General features: G+C 33.5%; 19 protein-coding genes and 1 pseudogene. 4 read left to right on the forward strand and 16 right to left on the reverse strand.

Going from position 1 to position 22,970, the window contains the following annotated elements; all coding sequences use genetic code 11:
* Nucleotides 1–90 precede the first annotated feature (90 nt).
* The 5 genes and pseudogenes from RAM17_RS00860 to ung all read right to left on the reverse strand — a co-directional run bounded on the left by RAM17_RS00860 (nucleotide 91) and on the right by ung (nucleotide 6,029).
* Entirely contained in the window at nucleotides 91–1,467 is a 1,377-nt protein-coding gene (locus RAM17_RS00860) for a hypothetical protein (RefSeq protein ID WP_110446920.1), read from the reverse strand.
* A 724-nt stretch (nucleotides 1,468–2,191) separates the two neighbouring features.
* Nucleotides 2,192–3,369, reverse strand: a pseudogene (locus tag RAM17_RS12485) (uracil-xanthine permease family protein).
* Nucleotides 3,370–3,551: 182 nt separating this feature from the next.
* Complete coding sequence (upp, locus tag RAM17_RS00875; protein ID WP_034902911.1) at nucleotides 3,552–4,178, reverse strand: uracil phosphoribosyltransferase; 627 nt, start codon at nucleotides 4,176–4,178, stop codon at nucleotides 3,552–3,554.
* Nucleotides 4,179–4,339: 161 nt separating this feature from the next.
* On the reverse strand, nucleotides 4,340–5,344 hold the full coding sequence (gene gntR / locus RAM17_RS00880; protein ID WP_110446919.1) for a gluconate operon transcriptional repressor GntR: 1,005 nt from the start codon (nucleotides 5,342–5,344) through the stop codon (nucleotides 4,340–4,342).
* Nucleotides 5,337–6,029, reverse strand: a complete 693-nt coding sequence (gene ung / locus RAM17_RS00885; RefSeq protein WP_110446918.1) for a uracil-DNA glycosylase — start codon at nucleotides 6,027–6,029, stop codon at nucleotides 5,337–5,339. Before ung ends, gntR begins: the two co-directional genes overlap by 8 nt.
* A gap of 392 nt (nucleotides 6,030–6,421) precedes the next feature.
* Here ung and grcA point away from each other — a divergent pair, with 392 nt between their 5' ends.
* On the forward strand, nucleotides 6,422–6,805 hold the full coding sequence (grcA, locus tag RAM17_RS00890; protein WP_034902904.1) for an autonomous glycyl radical cofactor GrcA: 384 nt from the start codon (nucleotides 6,422–6,424) through the stop codon (nucleotides 6,803–6,805).
* 60 nt (nucleotides 6,806–6,865) lie between these two features.
* Here grcA and RAM17_RS00895 read toward each other — a convergent pair whose 3' ends face one another.
* The 4 genes from RAM17_RS00895 to RAM17_RS00910 are packed head-to-tail and all read right to left on the reverse strand — an operon-like array spanning nucleotide 6,866 to nucleotide 9,841.
* Nucleotides 6,866–7,921, reverse strand: a complete 1,056-nt coding sequence (locus RAM17_RS00895; RefSeq protein WP_110446917.1) for a tyrosine-protein phosphatase — start codon at nucleotides 7,919–7,921, stop codon at nucleotides 6,866–6,868.
* A 3-nt stretch (nucleotides 7,922–7,924) separates the two neighbouring features.
* Nucleotides 7,925–9,193 (reverse strand): PTS sugar transporter subunit IIC, encoded by a 1,269-nt coding sequence (locus RAM17_RS00900; protein ID WP_165755923.1) that lies wholly within the window; start codon nucleotides 9,191–9,193, stop codon nucleotides 7,925–7,927.
* A gap of 16 nt (nucleotides 9,194–9,209) precedes the next feature.
* Nucleotides 9,210–9,518 (reverse strand): PTS sugar transporter subunit IIB, encoded by a 309-nt coding sequence (locus tag RAM17_RS00905; RefSeq protein ID WP_110446916.1) that lies wholly within the window; start codon nucleotides 9,516–9,518, stop codon nucleotides 9,210–9,212.
* A gap of 17 nt (nucleotides 9,519–9,535) precedes the next feature.
* On the reverse strand, nucleotides 9,536–9,841 hold the full coding sequence (locus RAM17_RS00910; RefSeq protein WP_034902898.1) for a PTS lactose/cellobiose transporter subunit IIA: 306 nt from the start codon (nucleotides 9,839–9,841) through the stop codon (nucleotides 9,536–9,538).
* 170 nt (nucleotides 9,842–10,011) lie between these two features.
* Here RAM17_RS00910 and RAM17_RS00915 point away from each other — a divergent pair, with 170 nt between their 5' ends.
* Nucleotides 10,012–12,708: a sigma 54-interacting transcriptional regulator gene (locus RAM17_RS00915; RefSeq protein WP_110446915.1), complete on the forward strand. Its 2,697-nt coding sequence runs from the start codon at nucleotides 10,012–10,014 to the stop codon at nucleotides 12,706–12,708.
* A 94-nt stretch (nucleotides 12,709–12,802) separates the two neighbouring features.
* On the opposite strand, the gene RAM17_RS00920 is transcribed toward RAM17_RS00915, so the two are convergent.
* A complete protein-coding gene (locus RAM17_RS00920) occupies nucleotides 12,803–14,182 on the reverse strand; it encodes a PTS transporter subunit EIIC (protein WP_110446914.1) in 1,380 nt (459 codons plus the stop codon).
* A gap of 267 nt (nucleotides 14,183–14,449) precedes the next feature.
* Here RAM17_RS00920 and RAM17_RS00925 point away from each other — a divergent pair, with 267 nt between their 5' ends.
* Nucleotides 14,450–15,649: an enolase C-terminal domain-like protein gene (locus RAM17_RS00925; protein WP_110446913.1), complete on the forward strand. Its 1,200-nt coding sequence runs from the start codon at nucleotides 14,450–14,452 to the stop codon at nucleotides 15,647–15,649.
* Between the two features lie 47 nt (nucleotides 15,650–15,696).
* Here RAM17_RS00925 and RAM17_RS00930 read toward each other — a convergent pair whose 3' ends face one another.
* The 5 genes from RAM17_RS00930 to dnaK all read right to left on the reverse strand — a co-directional run bounded on the left by RAM17_RS00930 (nucleotide 15,697) and on the right by dnaK (nucleotide 21,119).
* On the reverse strand, nucleotides 15,697–16,419 hold the full coding sequence (locus tag RAM17_RS00930; RefSeq protein WP_110446944.1) for a GntR family transcriptional regulator: 723 nt from the start codon (nucleotides 16,417–16,419) through the stop codon (nucleotides 15,697–15,699).
* A gap of 192 nt (nucleotides 16,420–16,611) precedes the next feature.
* The gene (locus tag RAM17_RS00935; protein ID WP_110446912.1) at nucleotides 16,612–17,253 is read right to left on the reverse strand and encodes a peroxiredoxin-like family protein; all 642 of its coding nucleotides are present in this window, start codon (nucleotides 17,251–17,253) and stop codon (nucleotides 16,612–16,614) included.
* A complete protein-coding gene (locus RAM17_RS00940; RefSeq protein WP_110446911.1) occupies nucleotides 17,250–17,747 on the reverse strand; it encodes a MarR family winged helix-turn-helix transcriptional regulator in 498 nt (165 codons plus the stop codon). The genes RAM17_RS00935 and RAM17_RS00940 overlap by 4 nt, the downstream gene beginning before the upstream one ends.
* 195 nt (nucleotides 17,748–17,942) lie before the next feature.
* On the reverse strand, nucleotides 17,943–19,073 hold the full coding sequence (gene dnaJ / locus RAM17_RS00945; RefSeq protein WP_110446910.1) for a molecular chaperone DnaJ: 1,131 nt from the start codon (nucleotides 19,071–19,073) through the stop codon (nucleotides 17,943–17,945).
* 126 nt (nucleotides 19,074–19,199) lie between these two features.
* Nucleotides 19,200–21,119, reverse strand: coding sequence for a molecular chaperone DnaK (dnaK, locus tag RAM17_RS00950; RefSeq protein WP_034903492.1), 1,920 nt, complete (start codon nucleotides 21,117–21,119; stop codon nucleotides 19,200–19,202).
* Between the two features lie 229 nt (nucleotides 21,120–21,348).
* Here dnaK and satP point away from each other — a divergent pair, with 229 nt between their 5' ends.
* Complete coding sequence (satP, locus tag RAM17_RS00955) at nucleotides 21,349–21,927, forward strand: acetate uptake transporter (protein WP_110446909.1); 579 nt, start codon at nucleotides 21,349–21,351, stop codon at nucleotides 21,925–21,927.
* A 70-nt stretch (nucleotides 21,928–21,997) separates the two neighbouring features.
* Here the strand turns inward: satP and RAM17_RS00960 are convergent, their stop codons facing one another.
* Nucleotides 21,998–22,822: a hypothetical protein gene (locus RAM17_RS00960; protein ID WP_110446908.1), complete on the reverse strand. Its 825-nt coding sequence runs from the start codon at nucleotides 22,820–22,822 to the stop codon at nucleotides 21,998–22,000.
* Nucleotides 22,823–22,970: the final 148 nt, after the last annotated feature.

Raw genomic sequence — 22,970 nt, forward strand, 5'->3', positions numbered from 1 at the left:
TATTGAGAAATAAGTGAGTTTTTTATTTATCAAAAATAAATCTGTTTGATTTTAGGCGTATGGATTACGCATTACAATACCACTAAACCGCTAATGAGAGACACAGACAAGATTAACTCCACCGCCACCCCAATTTCCTGTTAAATCTACATGACCATATCTCGCAGAAACTATATACCGATAATTCTTATCATAATCATTGCCCTGGTTGAGAACCTCATCTGTCCAGTACCACCTAAGGGAGGTTTGGAAGTCATTAAAGTTGGCATTGTAATCACCCATAGATCCCCACTCTGCAAATAAACCTGCACCGATGTTACGTTCATAATAACCATCAGATGATGAAGGAGTTGCACCAACAAAACCTTGACATCTATAATTATTTGATGGGCAAATTGCATTAGTTAAATCCTTTACTTCAGTAATACGATAACCAATCTTTTCACACCACGATATTTGTTGATAGCTGTAATTTTTAGGGCCTCGATTGACGAACCATTGTTTTAACTGGAAACCGTATTTAATCACTTCATTATCACTACTGTCTCGACCAACTAACTCGAAAGTCTGGGGCAAAGAAGGGTTATATATATTATCAGGAGAATCTGATTCCCACTCAGTAGCAACAGGACCTGTCAGTTTAACTCGTACACTTGTACCTGAGGGATCTGGTGTCATCGTTGCTTTAATACCTTCGCGTTCAACCTCTTCCCATTTTAAGGGTTGAGCAACACCACCTATAATTAAATCAAAATATAAACCATCGGCGCCTGTCGTTGGGAAGTTTAAACCATAAGTGGTCGAATCAAACGACTGGGTAATAAACCCATTTTCAGGATCCCAAATGGATGGAGGACCTGCAAAATGCCCCATATTTGTTACTTTTGAACCATATAATAAATTGGGTTTAGCAAAACATACTTTTGGCGATATTTTAGGATTGATATAATAAGTTGTATTACTCGCGTTAAAAGTATTACTATTTGGAAAGCCATAACGAGTAGTTAAGGCGCCATCAGTATTTGATAATGTTAATTTGTATGGCGCTTTACAGATATCTAATGTTGCATTACGTGCAACCGATTGATTATTTTTATCTACGATAGATAATGTTAAAGAACCAGTAGCGGTAACATTCTCATCGCCATCATCATCTCCAAAATAATTATATGGTTCTGCGACAAGTGAACTTAAATTTATTGAATAAGTATCAGTTGGCACTAACATGTCGATATTAGCGAACGTTTCACCTAAATTTGGTAATTCGATTGGCTTAATAAATGAATTATTTGTTGTAGGAGTGTATTTAGTTCCATTAGAGAGGGTTATCCCGAGCAGGCTATCGGTGTTAGTCACACGAGTCCCTCCTCCATCAAAGGTAAAATGAGGCGCATGACCATGAATAAGATTTGATGTTTCAGATGTTAATGCTTGACTAGAAAAGGATAGTTGCATAAAAGCAACCATTATTAACCCTAATAAAATCCGCCGAGATAAAAAAGAACGGCAAAAGGATTGTAAAAAAAAACGCAGAATTCTGCTTGATTTCGATAAAAAACAAAATATAGTAAAAAATGAATATTGGGAGCTCAACTTTGACGAATTTAAAATATATGTTGCCCATATTGGCTTTTGGAAATTACAGTACATCTAGACGATCTCGCCAATTAATATTTTTTTATTTAAATTTATATGCAAACTTGCAAAAATTCAGTCAGAATTTTTTACTTAAAAGAGTAGAGTAGTATAAAGATAGAAAAATTTCTCGCAACTTTTTTAGCCACTTTATTGGTTAAGCTTCGTAAAGTCTTAATGGAAAATTAATTATAAAAATCACTATTATTACCATCAAAAGAATCGACCTTTATATCCAAAAACCCCGTTCCTCAATTTTTTTAAAATAGCTCTACTATTTAAAAGTTATTACTCACTTATTTATTCTAAATAACATACTATAAATGAAATATGTTTTATTATTTTATTGAGCAGAAATAATAGTTATTAAGTTATCTCCAACGCTTTGGATCAGAGTTGGCTTATTATATTTATGAATACTTTTTATAAAAGTTAGCGCTTGCTGACTAAAATAATTATTTATTAAGTAAAACGTAGAGATCTTATAGAGTAGTAAAAAAGAGGAAATATGATTAGCCATTAATCGATTTTATAATTAACGGCCAGAATGTTTATCTTAGTTATTTGTTTTAGTTTGTTGCGGTAAGATTAAATTTAACACAATGGCTAAAATCCCACATAAACTAATACCCTGTAATGCATAAGAACCAAAATCAAAGATCATTCCACCAATACCAAATACTAGTACTAACGAGACAATACACATATTCCGTGATACAGAAAGATCGACTTTATGTTTGACTAAAATATTAATACCAACCGAAGCAATTGAACCAAATAACAGCACCATGATTCCACCCATTACGACAGTTGGAATTGAGCTTAAAAATGCCCCTATTTTACCAATGAAAGACATTAAGATTGCCCATAACGCCGCCCAAGTCATTACCTGAGTTTTAAAATTGCGGGTTAAGGTTACCGCACCAATAACTTCGGCATAAGTAATACATGGAGGCCCACCAAAAAATCCTGCTGTTGTAGTAGCCAATCCATCACCCAACAATGTCCTCTGTAACCTGGTTCACGAGTATAATCTTTACCTGTTACAGCACCAATTGCCATAATATCACCCACATGCTCAATAGTTGGGGCAATCACAATAGGGATCATATATAAAATAGCTTGCCACTGAAACTCAGGAAATGTGAAATCAGGCACTTTAAACCATGGTGCATCAATAACTGGTTGAAAATTGACAATATCAAAAGCACATGAAAGTGCATATCCAACCACTATACCAGCAATAATTGGAACCAATCTAAAAAAGCCTTTTGCCCAGATAGCAACAATTAAAGTCGTTAACAAAGAAGCCATGGAAATAATGATAAGTTGATAATTTTCGGCTTGAAGTCCACTATCTTTACCCATAGCCATACCAACTGCAACGGGGGCTAATGATAAACCAATTACCATAATAATTGGCCCGGTAACTACCGGCGGTAAAATCCGATCGATAACATTGTTACCATTAATTTTGACCAGAAAAGCAAAAAACATAAATACCAAACCAGCGGCAACCAATCCACCTAAAGTTGCCGGTATTCCCCATTGAGCTACACCAAAAGAAATTGGAGCAATAAAAGCAAAAGAAGAGGCTAAAAATACCGGTACTTTATTTTTAGTTGCAAGTTGAAATAACAATGTACCAATACCGGCAGTAAATAATGCTACATTTGGATTTAAACCAGTTAACAATGGCACTAAGACTAAAGCACCAAAAGCGACAAACAGCATTTGAGCACCAGTAAAAATATCTTGCCAGGCTGGTTTTAATGGTGAAGTATCCTTTTTAATTTCATCATTATTGATTTTAACCACGTTTTCCTCTCTTCTTAAACTTCTTTTTGCTAATAGCAAATTAATTATTAAATAGCAGACATAAAAAAACCGGATAAACCGGTCTAAAAATTGAGATTTTATTTAGTGCCAAATATTTTGTCTCCGGCATCACCTAGCCCAGGTAAAATATAGCCTTTATCATTTAGACGTTCATCAATTGATGCCGTATAAAGTTCAACATCAGGATGAGCTTGTTCTAATACTTTGATACCTTCTGGCGCAGCAACTAAAACTAACACTTTAATATTTTTACAGCCTGCTTTCTTAAGTAGATCAATAGTTGCTACCATTGAACCACCGGTTGCTAGCATTGGATCAACAACTAACGCCATTCGTTCTTCGATATCTGAAGTGAGTTTTTGGAAATAAGGAACAGGTTCAAGTGTTTCTTCGTTACGATAAAAACCAACAACACTAATTCTTGCACTAGGTATGTGTTCTAATACGCCATCCATCATACCTAAACCAGCACGTAGAATAGGAACAACAGTAATTTTTTTACCTTTAATACGTTCTACTTGCACAGGGCCACACCAACCTTCAATGGTTACGGTTTCTGTTGGTAAGTTAGCGGTTGCTTCATAAGTTAATAAACTACCAACTTCACTGGCAAGGTTTCGGAAATCTTTTGTGCTAATATCGTGTTCACGCATTAAGCCAATTTTATGGCGAACTAGAGGGTGTTTTACTTCAACAATTTTCATGGGGGCCTCAGTGTTATTCTTTGATGATCTAATTAGTAGGTGTAAATAACCACTGAGAGGCGATTGTAGCATAGATATCAAATCATGAAAACCTGAAATCCATCCCAACTTAATCAATAATGTGATAATGATATAAATTTTAGAAAATATTTTAAAATTGATTACAAACTTTCACCATCAAGATATTCAACAGGTAAATCGATGACCTTTTCAGCAATATTTTCACCATTTATACGTTTCAAGAGTAATTCTGTAGCAATTTTTCCCATTTCAATTCTTGGCGTATGAATGGAAGCTAATTTAGGATTCATATACTGACCAATTTTATGGCCATGAAAACCAACAATCGCAATTTGTTTTGGTATTTCAATACCAATACGTTGACATTCAAGTAATACACCTAAAGCCAAATCATCATTGGTACTAAAAATACCATCAACACATGGATATTCTTTTAATATCTGGTGTAAAAATCTCGCCCCCAAATCATAAGATGAGGCTTCTTTAGTGGCTAATGTTTTAGGCGTTAATCCTGCCTCTTGCATGGCTTTTTCATAACCTTGTTGCCGAATGATACTACGTTGATCTTGTCTTGCACTAAAATAAACTATGTGGCGTCGTCCTTTATTTATCATGCGATGAATCATATTTTTTGTAGCTGTGAAATTATCAAATCCAACCGCCATATCAATGCAAGGCGACACGCTGTCCATAATTTCCACTACTGGGACACCTGAAATTTCAATCATCTTTAAGGTAGCTGGGTTATGTATCCTTTCCGTCAAAATTAATCCATCAATATTATAAGACAGCAAAGAACGCACTCGTAACTCTTCTTTATCAGCGTTATATCCGGTGTGAGTGATCATGGTTTGATAACCTTGCACGTCGGAAACCATCTCAATACCTTTTAAAATATCAGCAAAAACTTGGTTAGTTAACGAGGGAAATACAACTCCAATAGCATGACTTTTGGCATTTGATAACATATCAGGAGCTTTGTTAGGGATGTACCCGAGCTTATCAATAGCCGATGATATTTGTAATTGAAGTGATTCAGATACAAGCTTGGGATCTCGTAAAAAACGACTTACTGTCATTTTGCTGACCCCAACTAATTTAGCAATTTCCTGTAAGCCAGGACGGCGTTTCTTATTACTACTCATTAACTTTTTCCGGTAATCGTGGTTGCCAATCGATAGGTGTTTTACCATGCTGTAAAATAAAATTATTGGCTTTTGAAAAGTGTTTACAACCAAAAAATCCACGATGAGCCGATAATGGCGATGGGTGTACCGCCGTTAACACATGGTGTTTTTGACGATCAATAAATTGACCTTTCTTTTGTGCTGGTGACCCCCAAAGTAAAAAAACAACACCCTCTAGATATTTATCAATTGCCGCAATAACATGATCGGTGAAGGTTTCCCAACCTATTTTGGCATGCGAGTGAGCTTGTCCTGCTTCAACCGTTAATACGTTATTGAGTAATAACACACCTTGAGTAGCCCAATAGCCTAAATAGCCATGATTAGGTATCGTGAATCCTTCAATATCAGTTGCTAATTCTTTATAGATATTTATAAGCGAGGGTGGCGGTTTAATTCCGGGTAATACAGAAAAGGATAAGCCATGAGCTTGATTTGGACCATGATAAGGATCCTGCCCTAATATCACTACTTTAATATCACTAAATGCCGTAAAACGAAAAGCATTAAATACATCGTGCTGAGGTGGGTAAATAATTTTACCTTGTGCACGCTGCGTTGCCACAAACTGCATTATACGTTGAAAATAGGGCTTCTCTTTTTCAGAGCCAATAACATCATTCCATGTTAATTGATTACTCATATTTGACCTTTACAATTGTTTTATCTAGTTCAACACTGGATTTATTGATGATATTAATTATACCTAAAAATACCAATAAACCTACTGATAATCAATGATGAGAAAAGTACTCTTCGTTCAACAGTCAATAAGTGTTCAACTAATAAAAAGATGAATAAAATACCTTGTTTAGTTTAAGATCATCAAAATATTACTTAAATTGCAAATGACAATAAAAGATTACCTTTTAATAAATATAAAGTTATTTGCAAAAATCAGGTCAACCCACACAATCAACGGTAAAACTTATCAGATTAATAGCTTTTTTTGACTTTAATCAAATTTTGAAAGTGCTATATTACTTATAAATAATTTAGGACAATAAGGTCCAGATCCATTAGGAGGATTTAAAAATGATTACAGGTATCCAAATTACTAAAGCAGACAATCAAGCACTACTTAACTCTTTCTGGTTATTAGATGATTCAACCAAAGAAGCTCGTTGTGTTGCTGCTAAATCAGTTTACAAAGAAGATCAAATCGTCCCAACTGCGGAACTTGGTCAATTCGAATATCGTGAAGTTCCATTAGATGTAGCACCAACAATTAAAGTTGAAGGTGGTCAACATTTAAATGTAAACGTACTTCGTCGTGAAACATTAGAAGATGCAGTACAACACCCAGAAAAATATCCACAATTAACAATTCGTGTTTCTGGTTATGCAGTACGTTTTAACTCACTAACTGCTGAACAACAACGTGACGTTATTGCTCGTACATTTACTACTAAAATGTAATTTACAGAGTATGAAATAGTATAAATTAGATTAACCCAGTTTAATACTGGGTTAATTTTTTTAATAGAGATAATTTTGTTTTATTTTTTCTCTCTCGCTTTCTGTTATTTTTAACGCTTTAGTTAAATATCCCGCAATTGACCCGAATCTTGTACGCATTTCATCAAATGCAGCTTCAAGGTAACTACTACGCGCTTCCATCATAGAATACAAAAAAGCTAAAATTTCGGCATTATCAGTCTCTTTTTTATATTTCTCCATTCTACGCATATTACGAGAATACCTTAATTCACTTGTCATTGCATAATCTAATAATATAGTTTGTTCATCAACGCCTAAAATAGCTAATATAATAGCTATACCGAAACCGGTTCTATCTTTACCTCCTCGACAATGTTGTACTATCGCCAAATTTCGGCTATCTAAAATAATATCAATAAGTTCTCTATATATTTTGGCGGTTTCAGGATTACGGATAAAATCACGATTTTGTTCTTGCATAATTAGTCCTGAACCATCAATAACCATCTTGCCATTTTTAATTTGGCTTAAACTAATGAGTTCCTGTATTTTTTCATGATCATTACTAGCCTTAGCAGCTAATTCTGCTGAAGATGCATCGGGAATTAAACGAAGTGTATTTAGTTGATTATTCCACAAACGATTGGGCTGTTTGCTGTATTCTTTTTCATTACGATAATCAATAATAGTATGAAAATTTGCTGTATTTAAATATGCGATATCCTTATCTGTCAAATTATGTAAATGATCTGAACGATAAAGATTACCCCATCTAACAGTTTTACCATCACCAGTTCTATAGCCACCAATATCACGAAAATTATTTGCACCTTCCAATGGTAGAACACGTTCAGCAGTCACATAATTTTGACCATTAATATCAAGGATAAAATAGCAACGTTTATCATCAAGAATATCTAAATCAATGCTTGATTGTGTTGTTTGGGTAAGGATAGTTTTTTCTGCATTTTTTATATCAGCACTATCACTCAAATAAATTTTTACCTCTTGCGATTGTGCTGGTGATTGCCAACTTAGACGCACACGGTTTGATGATAATCGTTCAACTGCATTAACTATAATATTATTATGCATCTACTATTTCTCCGTTGCCGCTTGTTCAATACTGAGTTTTTGTTTATCCATGTAACGAACAAATGGAAAGTAAACCAACATAGCAACAACCAATAATACCACATGCCATATTGCCATTTGCCAACCACCAATCATAAATCCTTTAATAATTTCAGGCGTTCCAGCCGTTGGTAGAGGCATACCATTAACACGAGGAATAATACCAATCAATGTAGCAAAATAAGATAAGCCGACATTAATGGTTCCGGCAAAAATTAAAGGTAAAAATAAAATTGGATTTAATACCATAGGTAAACCAAATTTGTAAGGCTCACTAATACCAAAGCAACCTGGTATAAAGCCAATCTTACCTAAACTTTTCATTTGTTGGCTCTTACAGCGTACTAATAAAATAGATAATGCCAAATAACGCGGTCCTTTTTGTGCATTAATAAATGTCATTGTGACAATAAATGGTAACGCCTGACCTGCTTGAAATGCTTCTAAATTGGCGATATCAAAAGGATAGAATAAGGCATATAAGATAGCCGAAGTCGCCATTGAACCGTGAATACCAAAGAACCATAAAAATTCCGCTAAAAATACAATTAATAACGCTGCTGCTAAACTTGCACCTAAGCCTTGAAGCGGTACTTGAATTATGGAATAAATTAAATTATGTACATTATCAAATTCAGTAAGACCAACTAACGCATTAATTAGAGCAAAGACTACGGCAATAATAAATGCGGGAATAAGACTCGAAAAAGATTTTGAGACAAAATCAGGTACTGACTCAGGCATTTTTATCGTTAGTTTACGATTAAGTAAGAAAATATAAAAACGCGTAGCAAATAATCCTACTAACATCGCAACAATCATTCCTCTTGAACCAACATACAAGAGATCAATGGCTGCAATACCGTTGGTTTTCATTGGAGTGATAAAAAGGAAAGCCATTAGCCCCATTAATGCAGCTAAAATACCATCTTTTTTATGTAATTCTGCCATCTTATAGGCAATAGCTACCACGACATAGAGTGAAATCACGTTCATGGTGACTACTGAAGCAACTTTAAAAGCGGATTTTAATCCTGTTGCCACTAATACTGCCTGATAAGATTCAATATTTAAACTATTTAAAACCGCAACAATCGAGCCCACCATCATGACAGGTAATAGCATCATCATGCCACTTGAAACAGCTTGCACAGAATAACTTGATTGAATAGAGCCAATAACTTTTTGCAATTTTGCTCTAAAACTCATTAGCGTTTCTTTATTATTTATCATAATAAAATCTCTCTTATTAGCTGATTCCATTGTCTAAAATTTCTAAGGCAGTTTTTAACACCTTTTCACCATTCATCGTTCCATAGTCCAGAGAATCAATAACAACTATTGGAATGTCATGCTGTTTTTTTAAGTTTTCATAGATATACTCTATTTGCGGCCCTAACATAATAATGTCCAGATCATCATATTGATCTAATTCAGTTTCGCTTACTGCATTAATATTGACATCAATACCCATCTTTTCCGCAGACTCTTTCATTTTTTTGACTAACATACTGGTAGAGAATCCACCCATACAAGCTAGCATAATGTTATAAGTCATATTAATTACCCCTTTAATTATTTATCTTTTAATATTTCTATAATTTCAATGGCTAAATCTCGCATTGAAATTGCATTCATTAAGTGATCTTGAGCATGAATAATCAGTAACGAAACTGGAATATGATTACCCTGAATCTCGTTTTGAATTAATTCAGTCTGTGTTTTATGCGCAATGGCTAAAAATTTTTTTACTTCTTCAATTAAACTATCGGCTTGTTCAAAATTACCTTTACGAGCAGCTCTAATTGCTTTTAGGCAGCGACTTCTTGCATCACCGCTATTGGTAATTAGTTGCATTACAATCTCTTCATACTCATTCATTAATTTTTCCTCAGTTTGATATATTTCATATAATAGATAACAGCAATAACCGTGCCAAAACAAAATAAATTAAAAATAATCAATAAGTAATTTTTTAAGTTGCTAATGTGTTTTTATGTGTTTTAATACACATTGAAGAATGGATTTGCTAAAACACATTAGGATGTGAAATGTTAAGAATTGAGATTATTTTCCAAAAATTACAGGAATTAACGCTAAAAAACAGTGAAGGAGTTACTACTTCTGAACTTGCCACATTACTGAATTATTCTCGCGCAAATGTTAGCCACGAATTAAATCAGCTTATTAAGCAAGGAAAAGTGGTTAAAGATAAAGGAAAACCAGTCAAATATTCTATTGCTAAATCTTCGATAAAAACCGAAAACAAACCAAATTTCAAATTTGGTGAATTCAAAAATTTCATCGAGTCTAGCACCAGTTTGCATACCTTGATTGAACAAGCTAAAGCAGCCATATTTTACCCTCCTCATGGTATGAATATTTTAATTACTGGTGAGACTGGGGTTGGCAAATCACTGTTTGCCGAACTGATTTATAACTATGCTAAAAGTGTCAATAAAATTAGTCCTGATGCGCCATTTATCCATTTTAATTGTGCTGATTACGCCTCAAATCCACAACTACTTTTAACCCAATTATTCGGCTGTAAAAAAGGTGCTTATAGTGGTGCAATCGATGATCGTGAAGGTTTAGTTGAAAAAGCGCACACCGGGCTGTTATTTTTAGATGAAGTTCACCGTTTACCTCCAGAAGGCCAAGAAATATTTTTTACTTTTATTGATAAAGGCCTTTTTAGACGACTAGGTGATACCGTAGAACGAACCGCACAAGTTCGTATTATTGCCGCAACGACAGAAGACCCTAATTCAGCATTATTGCGTACATTTACTCGTCGCTTTCCTATGAATTTAACCATTCCGCCTTTAAGAGCAAGAACTTTTGAGGAACGGTTTAATCTAATTCAAAATTTCTTTAATACCGAATCTGCACAATTAAAAGAAAAAATTGTCGTATCAAGTAATGCCCTTCGCGCTTTGTTAGGCTATAACTGCCCCAATAATATAGGGCAACTTGAAGCTGATATTCGTTTTATTTGTGCAGCCGCCTATGCCAAACATATTTCCTACAGTAATTCAGAGTATATTTATATTAATAGTGCTCTATTACCAAATCACATCAGTGAAGCATTATTGATTGAAACACAACATCGTCAAACGTGGAATAAAATCATTGGTATTAATCGAAAAAATATTATATTTCAGGGAGAAAATAATAAGATCCTATATGAAAATAATAAATCGAATGATATTTACGATATCGTAAATCGAAAAATCGCTGAATTAAAAACTCAAGGTAGGGAAAATTTCGAACTCGAAGAAGAAATTGAACAAGAAATTCAGGATTATTTTTATACTTATATTTATAATAATACTAAAAAATATGATAAGAATAAGTTGAAAAATATAATTTCAACTAAAGTATTACGTTTGACTGAAGCCTTAATTGAACAGGCTGAAAACAGTTTACAGTGTAGCTTTAATAATCGTATTTATTATAGTTTAGCTAACCATATCGAACAGACACTAAAGCGAATAAATAGCAATCAAAAGATTAGTCATCCGCAATTAAATAAAATCCGAACGAATTATCCAAATCAATTTAATGCTGCACTTGATTGTCTTACAATGATTGAACACATTATGGATACGACACTGCCCATCGATGAAGCAGCTTATCTGGCCATGTTTTTTATTTATGGTACTAATAATCCTATTTTACCTTCAAATAATGTGCAAATTGTCGTTATTGCTCACGGAGATAAAACCGCAACTTCAATCACGAAAACAGCGCATGACTTACTTAACATTGAATATGCACTTGCTTTTGATGTGCCACTTGATGAATTACCACAAAAAATTCTCGAAAAAATTATTAACCATATTCAATTAACTAAAAATAAATCAGACATGCTATTACTGGTTGATATGGGATCTTTGAAAAATTTTGGTGAAGAGATAGAGGCAAAATGTAGTATTAAAACCAAAACAATTCAATTGGTTAGTACTTTACATGTTATTGAAGCAATTCAAAATGCAATGAACGGATATTGCTTAGAAGAAGTATATGAGAATGTGTTACAAATTCATATGCTTAATCAAGCACCATTAGTATCAGCACCGCAAGAAGAGAGTTTAGTTAATAAAAAATTAGCTATTTTAATTATTAATGTACCGAATAAAAGTACCAATATCACCATAGATTTATTAAATAATGTACTTTCATATCGACAAAATATCTTAGACATTATTGCACTTAGTTTATCTCACGAAGATGATAAATTATTTAAAGAAATCGAAGAAATTCAGCAAAGCCATACTATTGTTGCTATAGTGAGCCCATTTAACTTTAATACGTCAATAAGCCAGTTCGATTTAACATCATTAATTTATCCGGACAATATTAAGAAATTACAGCAATTAATTGATATTGAAACCATTTACTCTTTAATCGAAAAAACACTTTCGAATATTTTATCCAATATTGAACCGCGCGATTTACTAACCGATATTAAGCATTTTAATGAAAATATAACCCGTAAATTTAATATTAGAGTATCAAATAATACTTTGATTGGACTGGTTATGCATATCGCTTGTATGCTTGAACAGATAATTAATGGCGAGCAGAGCAAAGTTAAATTTATTGATAAACAAAATTATATTCGTAAATATAGGAATGAATATTCAATTATTAAAGATGAATTAGTTATCTTCGAAGAAAAATATAAAATTACCATTCCTGAAGAGGAGATATGCTATATATTAAAATTCTTTAACCACCTTTAGAAAAGGTGGCAATATTAAGTCATCCTTTTGATATAACCTGGTCGATAAAGCCCGTAATATCACGAGCTGTTATGAGGTTATTTAAAAATTAGGCCTATTTTTTGCCAACAAAAATATAAGCCATTATGAACGATGAGCAAATTGATATTAATACCCCCAATATTGCAAAGATAAAGTATGGACCAATATAGGCGGGTAAACTAAAGATACTCGATAGAATATAGCCATATAACCTTACACCAAATAAAGCAATAAAAGCGGAGGCAATCGCACTACCGGCAGTTGCGGCAATAAAGGCTTTTTTATACTTGGTTAATACACCGAATAGAGCTGGCTCGGTGATACCTAATAATGCAGATACTGCGGCAGAAACAATAACCGTTTTTTCTTGCTTATTTTTCGCTTTAAAATACATAGCAGCAGTCGCACCAGCAATGGCCATATTTGCCATAAACATCATCGGCATCAACATATCATAGCCTAATTCAGCAAAATTCTGCAACGCTATAGGGGTCATTGCATGATGCATACCCGTCAAAATAGCGACCGGTCGAATTGCGCCAACAATAGCGCCAGCAAACACAGCAGAAACATCAAATAGCGAACGGATAAATAGTGCTAACAATTTACCTAAATAGATACCTATAGGACCAATTAAGGTAAGAGCCAATAAACCAGCAATAAATAAAGTTACCGTTGGTGTGAAAACTGTTTTGAGCACATTAGGCATAATTTTATCAACGAATCGATAAATATAACTTAATGCCAGTACAGAGAAGATAATAGGAATAACACTACCAGCATAGTTAAAAATCGATATTGGTATCATATCCAAAAAATAATAAAAACTGGCAGCATCAGGATTAGTTACTAGTAATTTTGCCGCATCAATTAAAGTTGGATACATCAAACAAGCGGCGATTGCAGCGGCTAAATACTCATTAGTTTTAAATATTTTTGCTGCCGAAACCGCCAAAAAAAATGGTAAAAAGTAAAACACACCACTAGCGATTAAATCGATAATAATAACTGTATCACTGGTTTTAGGAACGACTTTTAACGCAATGAGACCAGCAAGTAACCCTTTAATCATCCCCGCGCCAGCAATCGCCGGTACGATAGGACCAAAAACACCAGACACCGTATCCATAAACAAAGAAACAATGCCTTTACGTTCTTTGACAGATTCTTTGGATAGTTGTTTAGCTTGATCATTTTCTGGCGTTTGTAATCCTATTTCATCAGCCAGAATGTCAAAATAAACTTTAACTTGAGTACCTACTACAATTTGGCATTGATCACTTTGAAATTGAGCACCAATTACCCCGGTAATTTTTTTAATTTCATCCCAATTGACCATGGTTTGATCAACTAAATCAAATCGTAAACGTGTCATACAATGCCAAGCATTTTTAATGTTTTCCTTACCACCAATATTAGCGATAATTTTTTTAATACTTTCTTGTTTACTCATTAGAACCTCAATCGTCCCTAGAATTGGTTTAATTAAAATAATAGAAACTTTAAATTATCAATACAAGAATGAAAAGTTTGATCTAGATCACAAAAAAAGGGGTTTTAACACTGAAATTTACTATATTTTTCAATTGGTATGCTTTTTATCGACAATTTTAATTCAAATTTGAACCAATAATTTTTCACTAATATTTTGCTCTTTACAGATGTGAAAAATATCGGTAATTATATAAAAAGAAAAAATTTTAAAGAGGATTCTAACCCTATGTTACCAACCCTTATCACTGACATTGAATGTATCATTACTAAACCTGATAGACATAATCTTGTTACCGTAATTATTTATACAGATAAAGATGTGATTGGTTATGGCTGTGCAACTTTTCAACAGCGCCCATTAGCCGTAAAAACCATTGTTGATGAATATTTAAAACCGTTGCTAATTGGCCGAGATGCCAATCATATTGAAGATATTTGGCAGATGTTAATGGTTAATGCTTATTGGCGTAATGGGCCAATCATTAATAATGCTATTGCTGGTATTGATATGGCATTATGGGATATTAAAGCCAAACTAGCGAATATGCCTCTTTATCAATTATTTGGTGGTAAATCAAAAGATGCGATAGAAGTGTATACTCATGCTACCGGTGAAACATTGTCAGAACTTTTTAAACAAGTTGACCAATGTATTAGTCAAGGTTATCGCCATATTCGTTGTCAGTTAGGGTTTTACGGTGGCAAACCAGAAGAATTGCATAGTCCACAACAGTCAAGTAGTGGTGTTTACTTTGATCAAGATCAGTATATGCAAAATACTTTAGAGATGTTTAAAAAGTTACGAGAAAAATATGGTTATAAAATCCATTTTTTGCATGATGTACATGAAAGATTATTTCCTAATCAAGCAGTCGCTTTTGCTAAACAAGTTGAGCAATATCAACCATATTTTATTGAAGATATTTTACCGCCTAATCAAAACCAATGGCTGGAGCAAATTCGTAACCAAACTTCAGTTGCTTTAGCGACCGGCGAACTATTCAATAATCCATTAGAATGGCAAGAGCTGATCATTCAACGTAGAATTGATTTTATTCGTTGCCATGTTTCACAAATTGGCGGAATTACACCTGCATTAAAATTAGCTACTTTTTGCCAACCATTTGGGATAAGAGTTGCTTGGCATTGCCCACCTGATATGACACCAATTGGAGCAGCTGTGAATACTCATTTAAATATTCATTTACATAATGCAGCAATTCAGGAATATATTCCTTATTCGGCAAATACACAGGCAGTATTTCCTGGTATTATTGCCGCCAAACAAGGCTATTTATATCCAATAGAGAAAATAGGCATTGGTGTTACACTAGATAAAGCTCAGGCAGATAAATATCCCGTGGTTTATCGACCACATGAATGGACACAAAGCCGCTTGCCCAATGGAGTTATACATACCCCATAAATCAAGATAATGAATATTTTTTAAATAACCTAAGTTGATTGATAAATTTACTTTTTATCATCAACTAATCTTAATTCAAAATTAGGTTTATTAAACGGTGTAATATAAGTACAAGTATAGTGAATATCAATAATTTCACTAATGGCATAAATTGCACCATTATTTAAAAAACACCGATTAATAATTTTCATTGCTGGCATGCCTTTTTTGCATTTGAGTAATTCAGATTCCTGACGATTAATGGCAACAGCTTGATATTGAGTTAGATAATGGGATATCTCATAGCCTTTACTTAATACATATTGTTGAATAGAGTTTTCAATATTTTTTTGTTTCAGATCAGGAAAATATCGACAAGGTAACTTAGAAATCTCAATTTGGGTACCTCGACCGTCAACAAAACGAATACGATGAAACTCCCAAATATAGTCATCATCAGTTAGATTAAATGTTTGTTTTTCTTCCAACTGTACTCGTCGTTTACGAAATAAAATCAGTTTAGAGTTGATTTGATCATAATGTTTTTCAGTCAGCGAATTATAAATTAAAGGATTATTTTTAGCTTGTTGATTAATAAAAGCACCCGAACCTTTTTGAACCGAAATAATACCAATTTGCAGCAATTTTTCTAGCGCTTTACGTATAGTATGACGAGAGACTCCATAACTTTCCGCAAGCTCTCGTTCGGGAGGCAATTTTTGATTAACAAAACTTAATTGTTGATAAATTCGCCCTAACAGATCTTGAGCAATAAAATCTTTTTTCTTTATCTTCACAAGCTGTTACCTTATAACTCACTCACAGCAGAACAACAACGTCATATTATTAAGTATGTTCTCACGATTAAAATGTAACTTTATAGTTTTAATTAAATTTAATATAAAAAGGGATAATATTTTATATTATCCCTTTTTATATCAGATTAGTAACATTTTATATTATTAAATAAATTTAAATCTTTATTAGTTTAATACATTTATCAATTCGGATATATCAGCTCGTTCCATATAATTAGCATTAACATAAGCAAAATAAATCTTTTTATCTTGCCCAATTAAATAAGTTGCTGGTATTGGCAATGTATAGCTATCATCGCCATTAAAATCCAATAAATTAGCACCTAAACTATTATATAACTCTCTAACTTTTTCAGGTAATGTGAATACTAAACCAAACTTATTAGCTATGTTATTTTTAATATCTGATAGTATCGTTATCGACATCGATTTTTCTTGTTTTAACTGTGCGCTAATTGAAGCTTTCTGCGGTGAAATAGCAATAAAATGCATATTTTTAACTTGCTGAATCAGCTCTAAATTATTTTGAAAATGTTCTAATTCTTTTACACAGAACGGGCACCAACTACCTCGAAAGAAACTAATAATTACGGGTTGAGTTTCAAGTAATTTGTATAAATTGATTTCTTGATTATCAGTTGATATTAGTGAAAAGTCTGGTGCAATATCTCCACATTGTAAAGAATGACTATCTAGTTTTTCACTTAACATATCTGCTAATGAGTTATCCAAAATATTTTGTACATCTTGGGGTAATTGAGTAATTAAATCTCGTCTTAATCTTTGTAAATCTTCAATTAGTTTCATTTAACAATTTCCTTTCTTGATACATTTTCATGAATTTGGCTTAATACCTTTTTGAATATAGCAACATCATTATCAGATAAATTATTAGTTATTTTTTCTATCCAAAAACTGTGCTCTTTTAACGTTTCCCTCAATAAATCCATTCCTGCTGGGGTTAAACAAATAATAGAAATTCTTTTGTCATTGTCATCATTTCTTTTTGATACTAGCTGATCATTAATTAGAGAACTAACAAGTGTTGTTGTTGAAGCTTTAGTTATCCCTAATAATTTAGCTATTTCTTGCAAAGATAATTCTTGGTATTCTTTTAATAAAACTAAAATAATTAATCGACTTTCTGAGAGATGATATTTCTGGAGACGTTTGGCACACTCTATATCAATTAGATTAGCAACAGATAACAACGTAAAGCATGTTCGGATCTTTTCTAAATCTACCGTGTTTTGTTTCTTCAAAATATTGCAAAAAGATAAATAGCGATTTTCAAGCTGCATACTTTATATCCATAAAATTAGTTAGCCACCTTACTAATTTAATATGCTAATTAAGATATGGTTTAATGTCAATAAGGGATATTGAATAATAAAGAAAAATATACGATATCTGAAAACAGCAATAATACTATTTAAAAAAGCAGAATAAAAAAATCGAGCCATTATTTGGCTCGATTGTATAATCAATAAAGAATGTTATCCAAAAAATTTCTTCACTTTATCAAGAAAGCTTTTTTCTTTTGGGCTATGTTTTGAGTTTTTATCCGATTTAAAACTTTCGCCTAACTCTTTTAATAACTCTTTTTGTTTGCTAGTTAGATTAACTGGTGTTTCAACTGCAACATGGCAATAAAGATCACCTACAGCACTGCCTCGTAATGATTTAATACCTTTTCCACGTAATCTAAACATTTTACCGGTTTGTGTTTCTGCCGGTATGGTTAGGCTAACTTTACCATTCAGGGTTGGTACTTCAACCTCACCACCTAGTGATGCTAACACAATATTAATTGGAATTTCGCAATGTAAATTAGTGCCATCTCGCTCAAAGATTGCATGCGGTTTTACTTGTACTTGTACATATAAGTCACCAGCTGGAGCACCATTTAAACCCGCTTCACCTTCACCTGAGAGTCGAATACGGTTTCCTGTATCAACCCCAGCAGGAATAGTAACCGAAAGTGTTTTAGTTTTTTGAACACGTCCTTCGCCATGACACTTTTTACATGGATTTTTAACCACTTTTCCACGCCCATGACAAGTCGGACACTCTTGCTGCACAGCAAAAAAGCCTTGCCGCATTTGCACAACACCCGCACCGTGACAGGTATTACAAGTTACAACATCCGAAGCTTTTTCAGTTCCTTGACCATGGCAAACATCACAATTTACCCAAGTTGGTACTTTAATCTCTTTGCTTACACCGCTAGCAGCTTCTTCTAATGTTAATGAAATATTATATTGTAAGTCATTACCACGCGATGCTGCTTGACCTCGCCCTCGACCACCACCGAAGAAATCACTGAAGATATCATCAAATGCAGAACCGCCTCCAAAACCACCAAATCCGCCGAAACCACCAGCGCCACCTTGCCCTTGTTCAAAAGCAGCATGGCCATACTGATCATAAGCAGCTTTCTTTTGTGGATCGGTTAAGATTTCATAAGCTTCTTTAACTTCTTTGAATTTTGCTTCAGCTTCAGCTTTGTTATCCTGATTTTTATCCGGATGATATTTCATGGCTAGGCGTTTGTAGGCTTTTTTTATCTCAGTTTCACTGGCACTTTTACTCACGCCTAATGTTTCATAATAATCTTTCTTCGCCATAATTAACCTTTAAATTTAATCATTATATAAACAACTAAACGGGCTTGAGTTACCTCGCGCCCGTTTAATGTTTTACATGTTTAAAACTCGTTGCAATAACTCATTAAAAAACATATCAGTTAATGCTTATTTTTTTTCATCATCAACTTCTTTGAAGTCTGCATCAACAACATCATCTTGCCCTGCAGCACTTCCGCTATTGGCTTGACCAGCAGATTGATCTGCTTGAGCTTGTTGTTGAGCTAACTCAAGTAATTTTTTTGAAGCTTCCATTAATGCATTAATTTTAGCTTCGATCTCTGCTTTGTCTTCACCGCGAGCTGCATTTTCTAAATCACTCACAGCGCTTTCAATAGCTGTTTTATCATCAGCTGATAATTGATCACCAGCTTCAGTCACTTGTTTACGAGTTGAGTGAACAAGATGATCAGCTTGGTTACGAATTTGAGCTAATTCTTCGAATTTACGGTCTGCATCAGCATTTGCTTCAGCATCATTTACCATTTTTTGGATCTCTTCTTCGCTTAATCCTGAAGAAGCTTTAATGGTAATGTTTTGCTCACGACCAGTATTTTTATCTTTTGCTGATACATGCAAAATACCATCAGCATCGATATCAAAGGTTACTTCGATTTGTGGCATACCACGTGGTGCAGCTTGAATACCATCAAGGTTAAATTGACCTAATGATTTGTTGTCACTTGCACGTTTACGTTCACCTTGTAATACATGGATAGTTACAGCTGATTGATTATCTTCAGCAGTTGAGAATACTTGACTATGTTTTGTTGGGATAGTCGTGTTTTTCTCAATCAAGGTAGTCATTACACCACCCATTGTTTCAATACCTAATGATAATGGTGTTACGTCAAGTAATAATACATCTTTAACATCACCACCTAATACACCACCTTGTACTGCCGCACCAACAGCTACTGCTTCATCAGGGTTAACGTCTTTACGTGGTTCTTTACCAAAGAAATCTGCAACAGCTTTTTGAACCATTGGCATACGTGTTTGACCACCAACTAGGATGACATCTTTAATATCAGAAACACTAAGACCGGCATCTTTTAATGCTGTTTTAACAGGTTCCATTGAACGTTTAACTAAATCTTCAACTAATGATTCAAGTTTAGCGCGAGTCACTTTGATATTTAAGTGTTTTGGCCCACTTGCATCAGCAGTGATATACGGTAAGTTAATATCAGTTTGTTGCGCTGATGATAATTCAATTTTAGCTTTTTCAGCAGCTTCTTTTAAACGTTGCATTGCTAATGGATCATTTTTAAGATCAAATCCTTGTTCACGTTTAAATTCGTCAACTAAATAGTTAATTAAACGTGAGTCAAAGTCTTCACCACCTAAGTGAGTATCACCATTTGTTGCTAATACTTCAAATGTTTTTTCACCGTCAACTTCATCAATTTCGATAATTGAGATATCAAAAGTACCACCACCAAGGTCATATACGGCAATAGTTCGGTTGCCAACATCTTTATCTAAACCATAAGCTAACGCTGCTGCTGTTGGCTCATTGATAATACGTTTTACATCTAAACCAGCAATACGACCAGCATCTTTGGTTGCTTGACGTTGTGCATCATTAAAATAAGCAGGAACAGTAATAACTGCTTCTGTAACAGGCTCACCAAGATAATCTTCTGCAGTTTTCTTCATTTTCTTTAATACTTCAGCAGAAATTTGTGGTGGAGCAATTTTTTGACCTTTAACATCAACCCAAGCATCACCATTATCAGCTTTAACAATTTTATATGGCATAATACCAACATCACGTTGTACTTCAGCATCTTCATAACGACGACCGATTAAACGTTTAATTGCAAATAATGTATTTTGTGGATTAGTTACGGCTTGGCGTTTAGCTGGTTGACCAACTAAGATTTCACCATCTTGAGTGTAAGCAATGATGGAAGGGGTTGTGCGATCACCCTCGGCATTTTCTAATACTTTTGCTTGACCATTATCCATTACTGCAACACATGAATTTGTTGTACCTAAATCGATACCAATAATTTTACCCATAATCTTTTCTCCTCAAACCTGTATTTTATTTCTTATATATAAGACTGAAAACATCGTTTTCAAGTCCCATTTTAGATAAAGAAATGTTTTTGTTTTCACATAAATGGGAACAATATTATTAATATCAAGGGGTGATACAAAATTATTTTTTACAAAATCTTGATTATCAGCTTTTCAACACTTATTATTGCCGCTCTTTTTTTTACGAAAATTAATTTATAGGATCCTTATGGAACAAATAAAACTTGCAAATCCAGGTCCACTTGGACTAATGGGTTTTGGTATGACTACAATTTTATTAAATATTCATAATGCAGGATTTTTTCCAGTTATGACGGCAATCGCTTCTATGGGTATTTTTTATGGTGGATTAGCCCAAGTAATCGCAGGAATTTTAGAATTCCGTAAAGGAAATACCTTCGGAACAACAGCGTTTACTTCATACGGTTTCTTTTGGATTGCTTTAGTTGGTATTTGGTATTTACCTACTTCACCAGTAACTGCACCTACCGATGCAACCTTTTTAGGGATTTTTCTAGCACTGTGGGGTATTTTTACCGCATTTATGTTTATTGGTACATTAAAAGCTAACCGAGCATTACAATTTGTTTTTGCCAGCTTAACCATTTTATTCGCTCTATTAGCAATTGGTAATATTTCTGGTAACCATGACATTATTCATATTGCTGGATTTGAAGGCATAATTTGTGGTGCGAGTGCAATTTATCTTGCGATGGCTGAAGTTCTAAATGAACAATTTGGTCGTACAATTCTACCTATTGGTGCAGCAAAAGGCGCTACACATTAGTTCATCACAATTCTGATACCTACTCAATTCTATCGGTAGGTATCAAGTTCTTTTCCACAACAATCCATTATCATTTTTCATTCATCAATGCTCGGCATACATCTCGTAGTGATTGTGTATGTTTTTCTAATCTTTCATCAGATAAATAATTGTCTTTAGACGAGTGAGCATTTTTTATTAGAATTTTATTATCTTCATTTATATCACCTGATGTGATCATAATGTAATTAGATAATGTCGTTTCAATACTCCCATCATGAAAATGAACATCCGCTATATTTAGATCACATCCTTGTGGTTTAAAAAAAACTAAATCATCACCATTGGCAATACTATCCAAGAAAATAAATTTTTTATCTTTGATTTGCTTAGCATAGCTTTCTAACATTTTTAGACCATATTGGCCACTATTGCCGCCATCATAAAGAACAAAAGCGATTTTTTTCTTTTGTTTTTTATCTAACTTATTAATAAGATTAATAATAGTAATAATACTTGATGAATTACAAACGAAATTTTTAGTGTTTGGAATCCCACTCTTAAATTTGGCAATTAAGAAAAACAACAGCACTGTTGAAACTATAGCTGAAATGCCAGAAACACTGAAAAAGCCATTAATCCGGATATCAGGTAAAAAAACTAGGTAATTTAATATTAATGATGCAATGAATAAAAATATAAACGGAGCAACACTAATAAAGTAAGTCAGCTTACTAAATTGTGATTGAAAAGCATACGTTTTCTGCAAATTAAAATTATTGATCCCAGTATCGTAATTAGTACAAATAACGACCTCTGCTTTATTAAGATCGCCGATATAAGCATTATAATAATTTTGATAACGTCTAGTCGCTAATTTTAATTTAGATAGTTTCGCATCCACTTGATAACCCAATGGAGCTAATTCCTTAGATATTATCCTTAAAAAAGAGATTTTCTCTTTTGGATTAAACCTTTTACCAAATATGATGCCATATCGCAAAATCAGATCTTTCAATATTTCCATTATTAATAAACTATTTTTATATAAAGTTAGACAATAT

The sequence above is a fragment of the Gilliamella apis genome (genome assembly GCF_030758615.1).
GTDB lineage: Bacteria > Pseudomonadota > Gammaproteobacteria > Enterobacterales > Orbaceae > Gilliamella > Gilliamella apis_A.